This is a genomic window from Sorangium sp. So ce362, assembly GCF_051519845.1.
Taxonomy (GTDB): domain Bacteria; phylum Myxococcota_A; class Polyangia; order Polyangiales; family Polyangiaceae; genus Sorangium.
In genome coordinates this window covers 6,563,847-6,578,120 of record NZ_CP150332.1, presented here as the reverse complement: position 1 = coordinate 6,578,120, position 14,274 = coordinate 6,563,847, and the positions used below count along the sequence as shown (strand labels likewise).

Here is a 14,274-nt window from a genome sequence, read left to right as displayed (position 1 = left end):
GGCGCCAAGGACGCCAGGACAGGAAGAGAAGAAACAGGGGTCTTCTCCCTTCCTTTCTTGGCGCTCCACGCCGAGCGCTCGCGCCGGCGGCGACGCGCCCTTGACAAGACAGACCTGTCTGTCTTAATCAGGGACGTGAGCGACGCCCGGCGGCACATCCTCGAGGTTGCGGAGCGCCTCTTCTATGCGGAGGGGTATCGCGCCGTCGGCGTCGATCGCCTGATCGCCGAGGCGGAGGTCGCCAAGGCCACCTTTTATCGCCACTTCCGGACCAAGGACGAGCTGCTCGTGGCGGTGCTCGACGCGCGCGACGCGCGCTTTCGCGCGTGGCTGGCCGGGCGCGTCGAGGAGCTCGCGAGCGACCCGTGCGAGCGACCGCTCGCGGTCTTCGACGCGTTCGCCGAGCGGTTCGCCGCGAACGACTTCCGCGGGTGCGCGTTCCTCAACACGATGGTCGAGGTCGCGAGCCGGAGCCACCCCGCCCACGAGGCGTCGCAGCGCCACAAGCAGCGGCTCATCGACTATCTCGAGGGGCTCCTGCGCGACGCCGGCGTGCCGGACGCCGGCGCGCTGGCGCCGCAGCTCCTGTTGCTGATCGACGGCGCGACGGTGACCGCCGTCCGCGAGGGGGGACCGGGCGCCGCCGCGCGCGCGCGTTCCCTCGCCGAGGTGCTCCTCGCCACAGCGCGGCCAGGAAGGCGACGACGATGAACCAGAGCATGCGTGTCCCGAGCGGGTCGATTCGATGTGCCGAGCAGCTTCCGGACCCTCATCTCACCGGGGCGGTGCCCGGGTACGGCGAGCGCTCTGCGCGCCTCCCGCGGACGCCGCCGGCGCGCGCGGCCGCCCTCGCCGCACCGCTGCTCGCGCTCTCCCTGGCCGCGTGCGCGCCGGCGAACCGCGTCGACGCCAGCGCGCCGCCGGCCGGCGTATCGGCCGGCGTATCGGCCGCCGCCGGGCCCTCGGCAGGCGCATCGACCGCCGCCGAGGCCTCGAGCGCGCGTCTCCAGTGGCGTGGCGGTCCGACGGCGATCCTCGAGCGCGACGGGCTCCGGCTCCTCACCGATCCCGTCCTCGGGCCGCGCGGGCCTGCCGCGTTCGTCTTCCCGAAGCACCCGTCGACCGGCGTCGAGAATGCGCCGGTCGCCCGCTACACGGATCCTCCCGCCGAGCCGCTCGGGCGCCTCGACGTCATCCTCCTCAGCCACAACCACGCCGACCACTTCGATGCGGTCGCGAAGGAGACGCTCCCGAAGGACGTCCCCTTCGTCCTCCCGCCCGACGCGGCCGAGGCGGCGCGCGCCGCGGGGTTCACGAGGCTGACGCCGCTCGACTGGGACAGCGAGACGGTCATTCCGACCCGCGCCGGCCGCCTCCGGATCCTCGCCGTCCCGGCGAACCATACCCACGATGCGGCGCTCGACGCGACGCTAGGAAAGGGGAACGGGTATGTGCTGCGCTGGGAGGGCGAGAATCCCTATTCGATCTACTGGACCGGCGATTCGGTCTTCACCGATCCCATGCGCGCGGTGGCGGCCCGCTTCGCGCCCATCGACCTCTGGCTGCCGCACCTCGGCGCGGTCGGCGTCGACGGCGCGCGCGGCCTCCGCACGATGGACGCCGAGGAGGCCGTGGCCGCCGCGGCGCTCCTCCGCGCCCGCCACGTGATCCCGATCCACCACACCACCTTCGGCCATTACCGCGAGCCGGTCACGGCGTTCGTGCAGCGCGCCGCGACGAAGCGCCTGTCCGCGCACATCCACGTTCCGGTGGACGGCGCGTGGATGCCCCTCCCGCGCTGAGCCGGCCGTGCGCGTACCGGCCGCAGGAGGGGAGCGGGGGAGCCCCGGAGAGCCGCTGGGGAGCCGAGCGCGAAAAGGGGGTTGCCGGGAAGGGGAGATTGGACGAAGGTTCGTTCAGGTGCACCTTGAGCCAGGATCCCGCCGCGCCGCGTCCGCCGTTGCCGCCCTTCACCGCCGAGACCGCCGCCCGGAAAGCGCGGCTGGCTGAGGACGCCTGGAACAGCCGTGAGCCCGCTCGCGTGGCTCAGGCGTACACCGTCGATAGCCGCTGGCGGAACCGGGCGGAGTTCTTCCAGGGGAGGGAGGCGATCGAGGCGTTCCTGCACCGCAAATGGCAGCGGGAGCTCGACTACCGGCTGATCAAGGAGGTCTGGGCGTTCACGGAGGAGCGGATCGCGGTGCGCTTCGTCTATGAATGGCGCGACGACAGCGGGAGCTGGTATCGAGCCCATGGCAACGAGCAATGGGAGTTCGACGCCCACGGGTTGATGCGGCGGCGCGAGGCGAGCATCAATGACGTGCGCATCGCGGCGGAGGACCGGAAGTTCCACTGGCCTCTCGGACGCCGGCCGGACGATCACCCGGGGCTGAGCGAGCTCGGGCTCTAGGCGGCGGGCAGGCGCATGACCGCCTCTCCGAGCAGGCCCGAGATCGCCACGGCGTACGATCGCTGGGCCGCGACGTACGATGACGATCCCAACCGGACCCGCGAGCTCTCGGCCGCGGTCCTCCGGCAACGGGGCCTGGAGCTGGCCGGCCGTGACGTGATCGAGATCGGCTGCGGCACCGGGCGCAACACGCAGTGGCTCGCCGAGCGCGCGGGGAGCGTCCTCGCGCTGGATTTCTCCGAAGGGATGCTGCGGCAGGCGAGGGCCCGCGTGGTCTCCCCCCGCGTCCGCTTCGTGCAGCACGACATTCACGATGCCTGGCCGGTCGCCGGCGGCTCGCCCGACGCCGTGGCAAGCTGCCCGCGCTGGTCGAATCACGCACGGATCACGGCCACCGCTTTTCCGCTGCTGGTTCCCCGGCCCCGTGAGTGAGCTCGATCAGCCGGCCTGTCGCTCCTGGTCGCCGCCCGCGGCCTGTCGCGGGGCGAGCATCGGGTGCAGCTCGGCGATCCCGAGCCGCGCGCGCCCCGCGAACTCGTAGGCGTCGTCGGTCGCGGCGATGTGCTGCGTCGCCGCGTGGATATCGCGGAAGCAGCGCTGCAGCGGGCTCGCCGCGTACAGCGCGCCCCCGCCGCCGGCCCGGTAAGCGAAGCCCGCGACCTCCGCGGCGACGTCGGTCGCGTAGGTCTGGACGAGCCGGATCGCCGCCCAGTCCTCGATCGAGAGCGCCTCCCCCGCGCGCGCCCGGTCCCACATCCGCCCCACGGCGTCGAACGCATAGGCGCGCGCCGCGGCGAGCTTCGCCTCCGCGCGCCCGAGGTCCATGTGGAATGCCGCGTGGCTGCCCAGCGCGAGCTGCGGCCACGCCTTGATGCGGCGCGGAGCGACCGCGGCGATCTCGTCGAGCGCGCGCCGCCCGACGCCGAGCGCGAAGCCGACGTGACCGGCCGCGAGCTGGGCGATCAGGGGGATCGCGTACAGCGCGCCGCCGCGCCGCCGCGGGGCCCCCGGGAAGGGGCACGTCAGCGCCTCGGGCACGAGCGCGCCCTCGATCCGGTAGTGATCGCTCCCGGTGCCGCGCAGGCCGGCGACATCCCACGTGTCCTCGAGCACCACCTGCTCGATGGGGACGGCGAGGCTGATCATCTCGGGCGGCCCCGCCGGAGGGGCCCCGTTTTCCGGCGCCACGACGGCGCAGGTGAACACCCAGCGCGCGTGCCGCACGCCGCTGCCGAACGCCCAGCGGCCCTCGAGCACGTAGCCCCCCGGGACGCGCCGCGCGAGGCCGCTCGGGACCTGGAGCCCTGCGAAGGTGGGGAACGGCCCCGCGAACACCTGCCGGGCCCCGTCGTCGGGCAAGGTGCCCCCGGCGAGGGCGGCGAGCAGCGCGCTGATCATCAGCGACCACCCCGCGGAGGCGTCCGCGCGCGCCATCGCCTCGAAGACCTCCAGCTGCGTCAGCGGATCGCTCTCCGCGCCGCCGAGCGCGCGCGGCGCGGCCATCGCGAGGAGGCCGCTCGACCGCAGCGCGTCGACGACCGCAGGCGCGAGCGTGCGCAGCCGCTCGGACGCCTCGGCGTGGGCGGCGGCGACGCCGCGGACGCGCTCCACCGCGGCGAGGAGGTGTTCGCGATCGGGGGATCGACGGGGCTCGGACATACGGGGCTCCTTTCCTGGACGGGGGTACGGCGCGCCGGCCCCTCCGGGCCGCCCGCGCGCCCGATGATGACACTGGCAACATTCGAAAGTTTCCACTGCCAACATTTTCGCCGCGGCCGTCCCGCGGGCCCTGCGGCGGGCCGACTTCGTGGTACCGTGCGCCTGCGCTGTGGCTCCCCCCCTGAAGCGCCGCCGCCCGCGCGCGCGCACCCCTCCTGCTCCCGCGTCGCGCGCCGCCGACCGGCCCTACCACCACGGCGACCTCCGGCGCGCCGTGCTGGAGGAGGCCCTCGCGCTCATCGAGGCGCAGGGGAACGCGAGCTTCACGCTGCGCGAGGTCGCGCGGCGCATCGGCGTCTCGCACGCCGCGCCGTACCGTCACTTCGCGGACAAGCGCGCCCTGATGACGGAGCTCGCGGTGCAGGCGAGCGCGGCGCTCGGCGCGCAGATCTCGGCCGCCCTCGAGGAGGCCGGCGGCGAGCTCCGGGCGCGCTTCCTGGCCGCCGGCTTCGCCTATGTCCGCTTCGCGCTGGAGCACCCGGCGCCCTTCCTCGTGATGTACTCCGGCGAGGTGAACGTGGAGGACCCGCGGGTCGCGGCGGCCACGTCGCAGAACCTCGGGGTGCTCCTCGGGTTCATCGAGGAGGCGCAGCGCGCCGGGGCGTTCCCGCCGGGCGATCCGATGGCGCTGGCGGTCCCGATCTGGGCGATGCACCACGGCCTCGCGACCCTCGCGGCGGCGGGCGCGCTGTCCAAGGCCGGCCCGGTGGAGCTCCGGCGCCTTGTCGACGACGCCCACGCGCGCCTGCTCGACGGGCTGCTCGTCACCGCGCCCGGGCCGTCGCGCGCCTGAGCGGGGAGGCGACCCCGGTGGACGCCGCCGGCGACCCGAGGCGGGCGCCACCGGCAAGCGGCGGCACCTTGCGGAGGGGAGGGGCGATCCCCGGCGCGCATCGATTCCCGCGCCGTGCCGCCCGGGTTACGCTCGCGCTCCTTGTGCGTACCGCCGCGATCGCTCTGCCCGCCCTCCTTGCCACCCTGTCGCCGGCCGCCGCCGCCGCCGAGCCGTCTCCCGAGCTCACGTACCGGCCGGAGATCGATCTGCCGATCACCGTGGTCGGCGGCGCCGGGTGGGTCATCTCCGAGCTCTCCAAGAAGGGCCTCGCGCCCGCGTCGTGCCGCTGGTGCGCGGCCAACGCGCTCGACACGTCGATCCGCGACGCGCTGGTCTGGAGCGGCGACCCGGAAACCGCCCATGATCTCAGCAACGTGACCGTCTTCGGCGTCGCGCCCGCCTCCGCGCTGGGCCTCACCGCGCTCGCCGCGTGGTACGACGGCCGCTCCGAGAACACCGCCGCCGACCTCGTGATCGTCACCGAAGCGATGGTGGTGGCGATGGGCCTGAACCAGCTCACCAAGTACCTTGTCGGCCGCCAGCGGCCCTATTCCCGCCACGACAACCAGGATGTGCTCTGCGCGGGTGAGAGCTGCTCGCGCCCCGTCCCGCACGACGACGATCTCTCCTTTTTCTCCGGCCACGCCACGGCCGCCTTCTCCCTCGCCGCCGCGAGCGGCACCGTGGCGTCGATGCGCGGCTATCGCGCGGCGCCGTGGGTATGGGCGCAAGGAATGGCGATCGCCGCGCTCTCCGGCTATCTGCGCATCGCCGGCGACCGCCATTATTTCACCGATGTGCTCACGGGCGCCGTGTTCGGCTCCGCCGCCGGCGTGCTGATTCCAGCTCTGTTTCACGGTCCGCGCCCGGGCGTTGCCGGTCCGGACACGCAGGGTTTCCGTCTCTCGCTCGCACCCGCGAGCGGCGGCGTCGGCGCGGGCATCGCCGGCACGTTTTGAGCGTTTTTCAGCCGAGTGTGAGCCGAGTGCGGCGACCGCCGCCTTCGACAAGAGCCCACGCTGCTTTCAGACGACCTATGTAAGTAGAGTTGACAAAGCGGTATTCGATTTTTACACTACGCCTGTCAGCCACGGATGCTGGCGCTCGAGCCGCCGTTGCTGGAGCGCGAACCGAACACGTCGACTACGCCGTGCCGCCCCCGCGGCATCGGCGACGGCGAGCTGCGGCCGGGAATGGGCGCGCGCCTCGGCGCGAGCCCGTGTCAGCGGAGATCCGTCAGCTCGGCCGCATGAAGGAGTCCGGCGACATGAACGTCGTTCACCATTCGTCACGCCATCGATGGATCGCAGGCGGCCTCGCCGCCGCGCTCCCTGTCCTCCTCGCGGGCTGCAGCGATCAGGCGCTCGGGGCGCCTGTGCCCGGCGCCGAGCCGCCGCCTCGGGCCGCCGCGCGCGGGGAGCTGGCTTCGAGGAGCGCCGGCCAGGGCGGTGCCGCGGCTCGGCCGGCCGCGCCGGGGGCCGCCCTGCTGGAGCGCGACGAGCTGCTCCAGGAGGCCGGACGGCTCGCGTCGATCAGGGCCGCGCTCGCGCGGTCGCCGGAGGCGCCGCTCGCCCTGCTCGACGAGCACCGGGCCGAGTTCCCCCACGGCCGGCTCGCGGCGGAGCGGGAGCTCATCGCGATCGACGCGCTGCTGCGCCGCGGGCGCGCCGACCACGCGCGCGCCCGCGCCGACGCGTTCCTCGCGCAGTTCCCGTCGAGCCCCCACGCGGGCCGGGTGCGCCGCCTGCTCGCCGCGCCGTGAGACGATGACGACAGCGCCGCGCGGCGCCCGCGAAGCCTGACCGAGTCTGACCGACCTCGATGGAGGCCGCCGGGCGCAGACGCCGCTCTGCCCGGGCCCCCTCCCGCGGCGCCTCAGCTCGCGGGGGGCGGCTCGGACCGGGGCGGTGACATCCCGTCGACAACGACCGGATCGCTCTGCTCGACCAGGTGCGGCTTGCCCCACGTATCGATGAAATGACCCGACCGCTTCGCCTTGGTCTCCAGATAAAAGCGGTTGTGATCGTTCGGCCGGATCACGTGCGGGATACGCCCGGTCACGGACACCCCGTATTGCGTGAGCTGCTGGATCTTGTCCGGGTTGTTCGTGATGAGCTCGACCGACCTCACGTTCAGGCTGTGCAGCATGTGCGCCGCCACGGCGTAGTCGCGCTCATCGTCGCGGAAGCCGAGCGCGAGGTTCGCGTCGACCGTGTCGAGCCCCTGATCCTGCAGCGCATACGCGCGGATCTTGTTGATGAGGCCGATCCCGCGGCCCTCCTGGCGCAGATAGAGCAGGATGCCCCGCCCCATGCTCTTGATCTTCTTCAGCCCTTCGAGGAGCTGATCGCGGCAGTCGCAGCGCAGCGAGCCCATGGCGTCGCCGGTCAGGCACTCGGAGTGCAGCCTTGTCGGCACGTTCGAGGCGCCGACGACGTCGCCGTGCACCATCGCGATGTGCTCCTTGGCGTCGCGGTTGTTCCAGAACGCGACGATGCGGAAATGACCGGCGCGCGTCGGCAGCTCGGCGACGCCGACCACCCGCACACAGACGTTCACGTGGCCATACCCATCGCAGTCGTGCTCTCGATCCCGGGTGACGAGCTCGAGCAGCGGATTCATCGGGTCGGTCATGTCCTGCCTCCGCGAGGAGCCGCCTCGCGCGCCGAGCGGTGATGGGTAAATGCGCGTACTTCTTACCAGAACAGGACGGGCAGGCAACGCCTGCCGCCGCGCTCCGCCGCGAGGCGGCAGCCGGGGCCGCTCAGGCGTCGGCGGGCTGCCGGTGGGTCGGGGCGGCCGCGGCCACCCCGGGCGGCGAGGGCGATCTCCCCGCGCGCAGCACGCGCAGGATCAGGCGGGGATCCACGAGCGCCTCGGGCCCGTCGAGCATGTGCATCGCGCGCACGAAGCGCACGTAAACCTCGCGATCGACCTGCGCGGCGCGGTGCAGCATGCCGGTGTACCAGCGCAGGATCGGCTGGAGGAGCGGCCTCCGGCCGTCGGTCTCGGGGTAGGCGAGGTCTTCCCCGGTGGACATCTGCCACGGCAGATCGACCGCCTTCGCGGCGGCCACGTGGTAGCGGCGCGCGAGCCCCGTGATCGCGCCGGGGCCCGCGCGGCGGCGCTGCTCCGCGAGCGCTGTGTCGAGCGCGAGCGCCTGGAGACAGGCCGACGTCATCCCCTGTCCGTAAACGGGGTTGAAGCTCGCGAGCGCGTCGCCCAGCACGGCGAGCCCCTCGGGCATCCTCGCCATGCGCTCGTAGTGCCGCCGGAGGTGCGCCGGGAACTTGTAGGTGGCGATGTCCGTCACCGGCTCGGCCCCGAGCAGCGCCCGGTAGAGCGCGTCGTTCGGCAGCCCGCGCGCGAACTCCAGGAAGCCCTCGGGATCGGCGGGCGGGTGGTCGCCGAACAGGCCCGCGAGCACCACGACCCAGCGCCCGCCCTCGACCGGCGCGATACAGCCGAACCGCCGGCTATCGGACGGCGAGCCGAGGACGTACAGCGACGTCCACGGGACCTGCGCCGGATCCCGCGGGCGGTACTGCCGGCCGGCGTACCCCACCCGGACCTGGATTGTCGACTCGTCGGGCCGCGCATAGCCGAGCGCCTCGAGCCACACGGGCGCGCGCGAGCCGCGCCCGCTGGCGTCCACCACGAGGTCCGCCGAGAGCTCCTCGAGCCCGCCCGGGTCGTCGCGCCGCCGGACCACGACGCCGGTGATCCGGGAGCGATCGGGAGAGGCCGAGAGCTCGATCACATCGCGCCGATCCAGGCGCCGCACCGCGGGCAGCGCGAACGTGCGGCGGCGCACGTGCGCCTCGAGCAGCGGCCGGGTCATGCACACGGTCTGGACGCCGGTATGGAAGCGCGGCTTCCACGCGCCGAGGTGGTGCCAGGCGAGGCCGACCCCGAAGTCGTACGCGACGGCCCCGTCCCGGATCAGGTCCTCGGTGAACCCGGGGAACAGGTCGTTCAGGATGCGCTCTCCCCGGGCGAGCAGGCCGTGGAGGTGGCGGGCCTGCGGCGCGCCCTTGCGGGCCTCGCGGAGGTCGTCGGGGATGCCGTCGCGCTCGATAACGTCCACCTCGTCGAAATGGTCGGCGAGCACGCGGGCTGCGACCAGGCCCGCGATGCTCCCACCGATCACCACGGCCCTGCGGCCGGCGAACGAGTGGTTGGAGCGGATGTTCTGCTGGGTGCAAGGCTTCATGCGGCGTCGGGATTGCAATACGCGGGCCGTTCCCGACGAACGCAGGGCGGACGCAACGCCCGCCTCCTGAGGAGTCGGTCAGCGCGCGTCGCGCGAGCTGCGCAATTCGCGCGCAACCGCGCAACGGAGCGACTGAGCAACGGAGCGACTGCACCGCGGAGCGACTGAGCAATCGGTGACTGCGCCGAGGAGCGACTGCGCAATGAGCGACTGCGTGGCGGAGCATCTGCGTAAAGGCGCAATCCGATGCGCTCCGTCGGGACGAGAGAGGCGATCGTTCCACGCGCATCGTCGTCACCGGAGAAGCGCCGGCCGACCGCCTCGGAGAGATCGTGTCGAGACGATGCCTCCGGATGGCGGGTGGCGATTCTGCGGTGCGTGTGAGTGCGCCACGCAGGATTCCTCCGCCGGAGCTCCGCCGAGGTGGGGTGAGCGATCTCAGGTCTTCCGGAAGCTCATCCCCCCGCAAGACAGGTCAACTCCGCCCGAGGAGCTCGTGCTCCGCGGCGACAGGGGCCGATTCGGCCCGGGGGGCCGCCGTGTCGTTCTTCGCGAGACGGCCGATGAGGAGGGCCCGGCCGAGATGCGCGAACCCGGCGGCTATTTCTTGCGGCAGCCGCACTCGGCCGTCGGCGCCTGCGGGGCCGGCGGCCGTTCGCACGTCGTCACGAGGCTGCTCAGGACGGAGATGAGGATCGCGACGCGGAGCCGCATGCGGGCGATTCTTCCCCCGCGGGCCGGGCGGCGTCAATCCTGCCGAGGCGTCAGCCGAGCGGCAGCTCGAGCGACACCTCGTCGAGCCCGACCCCGAGGAAGCGGCGCGGGCGCACCGTGACCGCGATCTGCGCCCCGCCCTCGCCGCGGCCGGCCTTCACCGCGAGCTCGATGCTGGCCGGGGGCGCGCGCTCGAACAGCGTCCACAGCGCCCCCTCGACGACCGGCTGCACCTCCGCGGGGTCGCTGTCCGCGGGCAGCTTCGCGCAGAGCGCGCGCAGGAACTGGACAACGCGCGCGACGAAGAGCTGGTCGACGAGCGAGACGCGCTCGAGGCGCTCTTCGGGCTCGGCCGTCGGGCTGTCGTACGTGAGCTTCTCCGGAGGGACATAGGCCGTCGGCGCGGTGAGGACGTACACGGCGTCGCTGTTCGGGGCCGACGCGAGCAGGAGCACGCCGCTCTTCGAGAGATCGCGCTGGGTCTCCGTCGACACGAACGCCTCTGTCGGGATCGCGACGCCCTCGTCGCCCTCGTACGCGCCCTTCACCTCGTGCACCGGCAGGTCGCCGACCACGCCGCCGCCTATCGCGCCCGCGATGCGGCACGGCCACGCCGTCTCGCGGAAGCTCGCCGCGATCAGCGCGCCGACGACGTACGCCGGCGCGATCCAGACGCGGCCGCCCTCGTCGCCCGGCTGCTCGACGATCGCCGCCTCCCGGATCCGCGAGCTCGACTTGTCGTAGGGCATCCGGCCGAGCACGTGGTTCATGGCGATCGCGACCCACCGCATGCAAGGCCGCGCCGCCGCGGCGCGCCACGGCGCCCGGTGCGCCGCGCGGAACAGCGCGGCCTTGTTGTCGAGCCGCTCGATGCCGTCGAGATCGTCGACCCCGAGCAGCCGCGCGTCGCCGTTCACCACGGCGGGGAGCGCGTGCGCCTCGGCGACGCGCGCGATCGCCTCGAGCCGCGCGAGCGCGGCGGCGCTGCCGTCGATCGCGACGTCCACGATCGTGACCGACGCCGGCGGCTCGGATCTCGCCGTCTGCGCGAGCACCCGCGCGAGCGCGCCGGCCGCCTCGTCCGGCCGGGCGCTGACGACCTCGACCCGGACGCCCTCCGCCGCCTTCACGCGGTCCACGAGCAGGCTCAGCCCCCGCCACGCCTCCTCGAGGCGCCGCACCTCCGGGTGCTGCAGGATCGCGCCGAGCTGCGCGCCGATCGCGCGCTCGATCTGCCCGATCGCCTCGGCGGGCCGAGCGGCCTGCCCCGCGCGGGGGCGGGCGCTCGCCGCCACGGTCGCGATGAGCTCCGAGAACCGCCCCCCCTCCGCGGGCCTCTGACCGGCGCCGCCCGCCTCCGCCGGCGGGGGCACCGCGCCGGCGTCCCCGCCGCCGCCGAGATCAACCATCGAGAGCAGCGCGTCCACGTCCGAGGCCGGCGCGGGCGCGGCGGGTCGCTCCGGCGCCGGCGCGGCGGGTCGACCCGGCGACGCGCCCTCGCGCTCCGCCGGGAGCAGGCCGAGGATGTCGCGCACGAGCGGGGAGCCGCCCCAGAGCCGATCGAGCTCGGCGCGCGCCTGATCGAGCGTGGCCGACCCGTCGCGTAGCCGCTCGAGGACGCGCCGGCCGTCGAGGAGCGAGCGCAGCAGCGGCACCTCGGCGCACAGCGCGTCGGGCCGGAAGCTCTTCAAACCGGTGGGCGACAGGTCGACGCGCGCGGCCCGGCCGCCCGCGAGCACGCTCGGCACCTCGATCGCGATCCGCGGCCGGAGTATCGCGAAGAGGTTATCGAACCGGCTCGCGTCGACGCGGGCCGCGCCGGCGGGCGGGCTCGCCCCGGCGTTGTGGGGATCGCGCGGGGTGAGATCGGCGATCACGAGCACGCGCAGCGGGAGCAGCGGCCCCCGCTCCACGGCGCCCCCGTCCTCGCCCACGTGGAACCTGAACTCGTCGCCCAGAACGCCCTTGATCGTTTCCGCCATGGCCCTCGCAGCATAGGCGTCACCTCTCGGCGCGAGAAGCGCTAAGCTCCGCGCGCATGAAGACGGAAGGCGCCTCGCCCCTGAACTTGAACCCTGAACCCCACGCCGCCAGCGATCGCAGGCGCCTGCGTGGCGGCGCCCCCATCCAGATCGGGCTCCTCGGCTGCGGGACGGTCGGGGGCGGCGTCCTCCGCCTCCTCGCCGAGAACTCCGGCTACCTGGCGGAGCGCGCCGGCGTGCCCCTCGTTGTGAAGCGCGTGGTCGTGCGCGACCTCGAGAAGGAGCGCGTCGCGGCCCTGGATCGCGGCCTGCTCTCCACGAACCCCGAGGACGTTGTCGACGACCCCGCGATCGACGTCGTCGTCGAGGTGATGGGCGGCGATACGCCCGCGCGCGCGCTGATCGAGCGCGCCATCGATCGCGGCAAGGGCGTGGTCACCGCGAACAAGCTGCTGCTCGCCGCCCACGGCCCCGCGCTCCTCGCGCGGGCCGCGTCGCGCCAGGTCGACCTCGCGTTCGAGGGGGCGGTCGGCGGCGGCATCCCGATCATCCGGACGCTCCGCGACGCGTTCGCGAGCGACTGGGTCGAGCGCGTCACCGCGATCTTGAACGGCACCTGCAACTACATCCTCACGCGCATGCGCGACACGGGGTCGTCGTTCGACGTCGCGCTGCGCGAGGCGCAGGAGCTCGGCTACGCCGAGGCCGACCCGACGCTCGACGTCGACGGCCATGACGCGGCGCACAAGCTGATCGTGCTGGCGATGCTCGCCTTCGGGGCGCAGGTCGACAGCGCCGACGTGCCCACGTCCGGGATCCGCACCATCGAGGAGGCCGACCACCGCTACGCCGATCGGTTCGGCTACACGATCAAGCACCTCGCGATCGGCCGCGACCTCGGCGACTCCATCGAGCTACGCGTGCACCCCACGCTGATCCCGAAGCAGAGCGTGCTCGCCAACGTCTCCGGCGTGCTCAACGCCGTGCTCCTCGAGGGGCGCGCCGTCGGTCCGTCGCTCGTCTACGGCCGCGGCGCCGGCGACCTGCCGACCGCGGTCAGCGTCGTCTCCGACATCCTCGACGTCGCGCGCTCGATCGCCTCGGGCGTCGCGGGCATGCAGGGCCGCGGCATGTCGATCAAGCCCCGCCCGGTCCGTCCGCTCAGCGAGACCGTCTCGCGGTACTACCTGCGCTTCGCGGTCGAGGACCGCCCGGGCGTCATGGGTCGCCTCGCCGGCGCGCTCGGCGACGCCGGCGTCAGCATCGAGCAGATCGTGCAGCAGGGGCCGACCAAGGGGAGCTCGGGCGCGGCGTCCGCGGGCGGCCCGGCGGCCCGCGAGCCCGCGGTCGACGTGGTGCTCATCACGCACGACGCGCCGGAGGGGCTCGTGCGGGGCGCGATCGACGCGGTCGCGCGCGAGCACTTCCTCCGCGAGCCGGTGCACCTCTTCCGCATCGAGGAGCCGTGACGTCCCAGCGCGACGCGCCGCTCGGCGTGTTCGACTCGGGCCTCGGCGGCCTCACGGTCGTGCGCGCGCTGCGCCGGCGCTGCCCGGCGGAGGACATCGTCTACCTCGGCGACACGGCGCGCGTCCCGTACGGCACCCGGTCGCCCGAGACGGTGGTCCGCTATGCGCTCGGCTGCGCCCGCGTGCTCATCGGGCGCGGCGTCAAGGCGATCGTCGTCGCGTGCAACACGGTGAGCGCCGTCGCGATCGACATGCTGCGGGTCGAGCTCGATCTGCCCGTCCTCGGGGTCATCCTGCCCGGCGCGCGCGCCGCCGTCGCCGCGTCGCGCGGCGCCACGATCGGCGTGCTCGGGACGGCCGGGACCATCGCGTCGGGCGCCTATCCCCGCGCCGTGGCGTCGCTCAGCACCCGCACCGAGGTCGCCGGCCAGGCGGCCCCGCTGCTCGTCTCGCTGGCGGAGGAGGGCTGGGTCGAGGGCGAGGTCCCGCGGCTCGTCGCGCGGCGCTACCTGGAGCCGCTCATCGGCGCGGGCGCCCGCTCTGTCGTGCTCGGGTGCACGCACTTCCCGCTCCTCCGCTCCGCGATCGAGGCCGAGGCGGCGGCGCTGGCCGGCGGCCCTCTCCCCATCGTGGACAGCGCGTCGGCGACCGCGGAGGACGTGGCGTCGTTCCTCGCCGAGCGGGGGCTCGCCACGTCCCGGACTGCGCCGGGCAGCCTCGCGCTGCTCGTCACCGACCTGCCGAAGAGCTTCGCCGCGGTGGCGACCCGGTTCCTGGGCGAGCCGATCGTCGGAGGCGCCGGCCGATCCCCGACCCACGTTGACGCGGACGGCGCGGGCCGGTCTCTGACCCCGATCGAAGCGGAAAACGACGGCGCGGGCCGTTCCTCCACCCAGGGCGTCGACGTGGAGCAGATCGACCTGTAATACGCA

General features: G+C 73.8%; 13 protein-coding genes. 9 read left to right on the top strand and 4 right to left on the bottom strand.

Annotated elements, in window-relative coordinates:
- The first annotated feature begins 135 nt into the window (after nt 1-135).
- The 4 genes from WMF17_RS25015 to WMF17_RS25000 all read left to right on the top strand — a co-directional run bounded on the left by WMF17_RS25015 (nt 136) and on the right by WMF17_RS25000 (nt 2,842).
- A complete protein-coding gene (locus tag WMF17_RS25015; RefSeq protein WP_437595650.1) occupies nt 136-711 on the top strand; it encodes a TetR/AcrR family transcriptional regulator in 576 nt (191 codons plus the stop codon).
- Complete coding sequence (locus WMF17_RS25010; protein ID WP_437595649.1) at nt 708-1,802, top strand: MBL fold metallo-hydrolase; 1,095 nt, start codon at nt 708-710, stop codon at nt 1,800-1,802. Before WMF17_RS25015 ends, WMF17_RS25010 begins: the two co-directional genes overlap by 4 nt.
- Before the next feature lie 125 nt (nt 1,803-1,927).
- The gene (locus tag WMF17_RS25005) at nt 1,928-2,410 is read left to right on the top strand and encodes a DUF1348 family protein (RefSeq protein WP_437595648.1); all 483 of its coding nucleotides are present in this window, start codon (nt 1,928-1,930) and stop codon (nt 2,408-2,410) included.
- Between the two features lie 15 nt (nt 2,411-2,425).
- Nucleotides 2,426-2,842, top strand: coding sequence for a class I SAM-dependent methyltransferase (locus tag WMF17_RS25000; protein ID WP_437643614.1), 417 nt, complete (start codon nt 2,426-2,428; stop codon nt 2,840-2,842).
- A 6-nt stretch (nt 2,843-2,848) separates the two neighbouring features.
- On the opposite strand, the gene WMF17_RS24995 is transcribed toward WMF17_RS25000, so the two are convergent.
- Complete coding sequence (locus WMF17_RS24995) at nt 2,849-4,069, bottom strand: acyl-CoA dehydrogenase family protein (RefSeq protein WP_437595646.1); 1,221 nt, start codon at nt 4,067-4,069, stop codon at nt 2,849-2,851.
- Nucleotides 4,070-4,238: 169 nt separating this feature from the next.
- On the opposite strand from WMF17_RS24995, the gene WMF17_RS24990 reads away from it, so the two are divergent.
- From WMF17_RS24990 to WMF17_RS24980, 3 genes are all read left to right on the top strand, one after another.
- A complete protein-coding gene (locus tag WMF17_RS24990) occupies nt 4,239-4,922 on the top strand; it encodes a TetR/AcrR family transcriptional regulator (protein ID WP_437595645.1) in 684 nt (227 codons plus the stop codon).
- Nucleotides 4,923-5,065: 143 nt separating this feature from the next.
- The gene (locus tag WMF17_RS24985) at nt 5,066-5,923 is read left to right on the top strand and encodes a phosphatase PAP2 family protein (RefSeq protein WP_437643612.1); all 858 of its coding nucleotides are present in this window, start codon (nt 5,066-5,068) and stop codon (nt 5,921-5,923) included.
- Nucleotides 5,924-6,183: 260 nt separating this feature from the next.
- Entirely contained in the window at nt 6,184-6,726 is a 543-nt protein-coding gene (locus WMF17_RS24980; RefSeq protein WP_437643610.1) for a hypothetical protein, read from the top strand.
- Between the two features lie 113 nt (nt 6,727-6,839).
- Here WMF17_RS24980 and ribA read toward each other — a convergent pair whose 3' ends face one another.
- The 3 genes from ribA to WMF17_RS24965 all read right to left on the bottom strand — a co-directional run bounded on the left by ribA (nt 6,840) and on the right by WMF17_RS24965 (nt 11,873).
- Nucleotides 6,840-7,598, bottom strand: a complete 759-nt coding sequence (gene ribA, locus WMF17_RS24975; RefSeq protein ID WP_437595642.1) for a GTP cyclohydrolase II — start codon at nt 7,596-7,598, stop codon at nt 6,840-6,842.
- 130 nt (nt 7,599-7,728) lie between these two features.
- The gene (locus WMF17_RS24970) at nt 7,729-9,177 is read right to left on the bottom strand and encodes an FAD-dependent oxidoreductase (RefSeq protein ID WP_437643609.1); all 1,449 of its coding nucleotides are present in this window, start codon (nt 9,175-9,177) and stop codon (nt 7,729-7,731) included.
- A 764-nt stretch (nt 9,178-9,941) separates the two neighbouring features.
- A complete protein-coding gene (locus tag WMF17_RS24965; protein WP_437643607.1) occupies nt 9,942-11,873 on the bottom strand; it encodes a type VI secretion system contractile sheath domain-containing protein in 1,932 nt (643 codons plus the stop codon).
- Nucleotides 11,874-11,929: 56 nt separating this feature from the next.
- Here WMF17_RS24965 and WMF17_RS24960 point away from each other — a divergent pair, with 56 nt between their 5' ends.
- Nucleotides 11,930-13,342, top strand: a complete 1,413-nt coding sequence (locus WMF17_RS24960) for a homoserine dehydrogenase (protein WP_437643605.1) — start codon at nt 11,930-11,932, stop codon at nt 13,340-13,342.
- Nucleotides 13,339-14,268 (top strand): glutamate racemase, encoded by a 930-nt coding sequence (murI, locus tag WMF17_RS24955; RefSeq protein ID WP_437595636.1) that lies wholly within the window; start codon nt 13,339-13,341, stop codon nt 14,266-14,268. Before WMF17_RS24960 ends, murI begins: the two co-directional genes overlap by 4 nt.
- Nucleotides 14,269-14,274 lie beyond the last annotated feature (6 nt).

What these genes read in the sequence shown, in the direction of transcription:
- WMF17_RS25010 (WP_437595649.1), top strand. Translation starts at nt 708, where the DNA reads ATGAACCAGAGCATGCGTGTCCCGAGCGGGTCGATTCGATGTGCCGAG.
- WMF17_RS25000 (WP_437643614.1), top strand. Translation starts at nt 2,426, where the DNA reads ATGACCGCCTCTCCGAGCAGGCCCGAGATCGCCACGGCGTACGATCGC.
- WMF17_RS24995 (WP_437595646.1), bottom strand. Translation starts at nt 4,069, where the DNA reads ATGTCCGAGCCCCGTCGATCCCCCGATCGCGAACACCTCCTCGCCGCG.
- ribA (WP_437595642.1), bottom strand. Translation starts at nt 7,598, where the DNA reads ATGACCGACCCGATGAATCCGCTGCTCGAGCTCGTCACCCGGGATCGA.
- WMF17_RS24970 (WP_437643609.1), bottom strand. Translation starts at nt 9,177, where the DNA reads ATGAAGCCTTGCACCCAGCAGAACATCCGCTCCAACCACTCGTTCGCC.
- WMF17_RS24965 (WP_437643607.1), bottom strand. Translation starts at nt 11,873, where the DNA reads ATGGCGGAAACGATCAAGGGCGTTCTGGGCGACGAGTTCAGGTTCCAC.
- WMF17_RS24960 (WP_437643605.1), top strand. Translation starts at nt 11,930, where the DNA reads ATGAAGACGGAAGGCGCCTCGCCCCTGAACTTGAACCCTGAACCCCAC.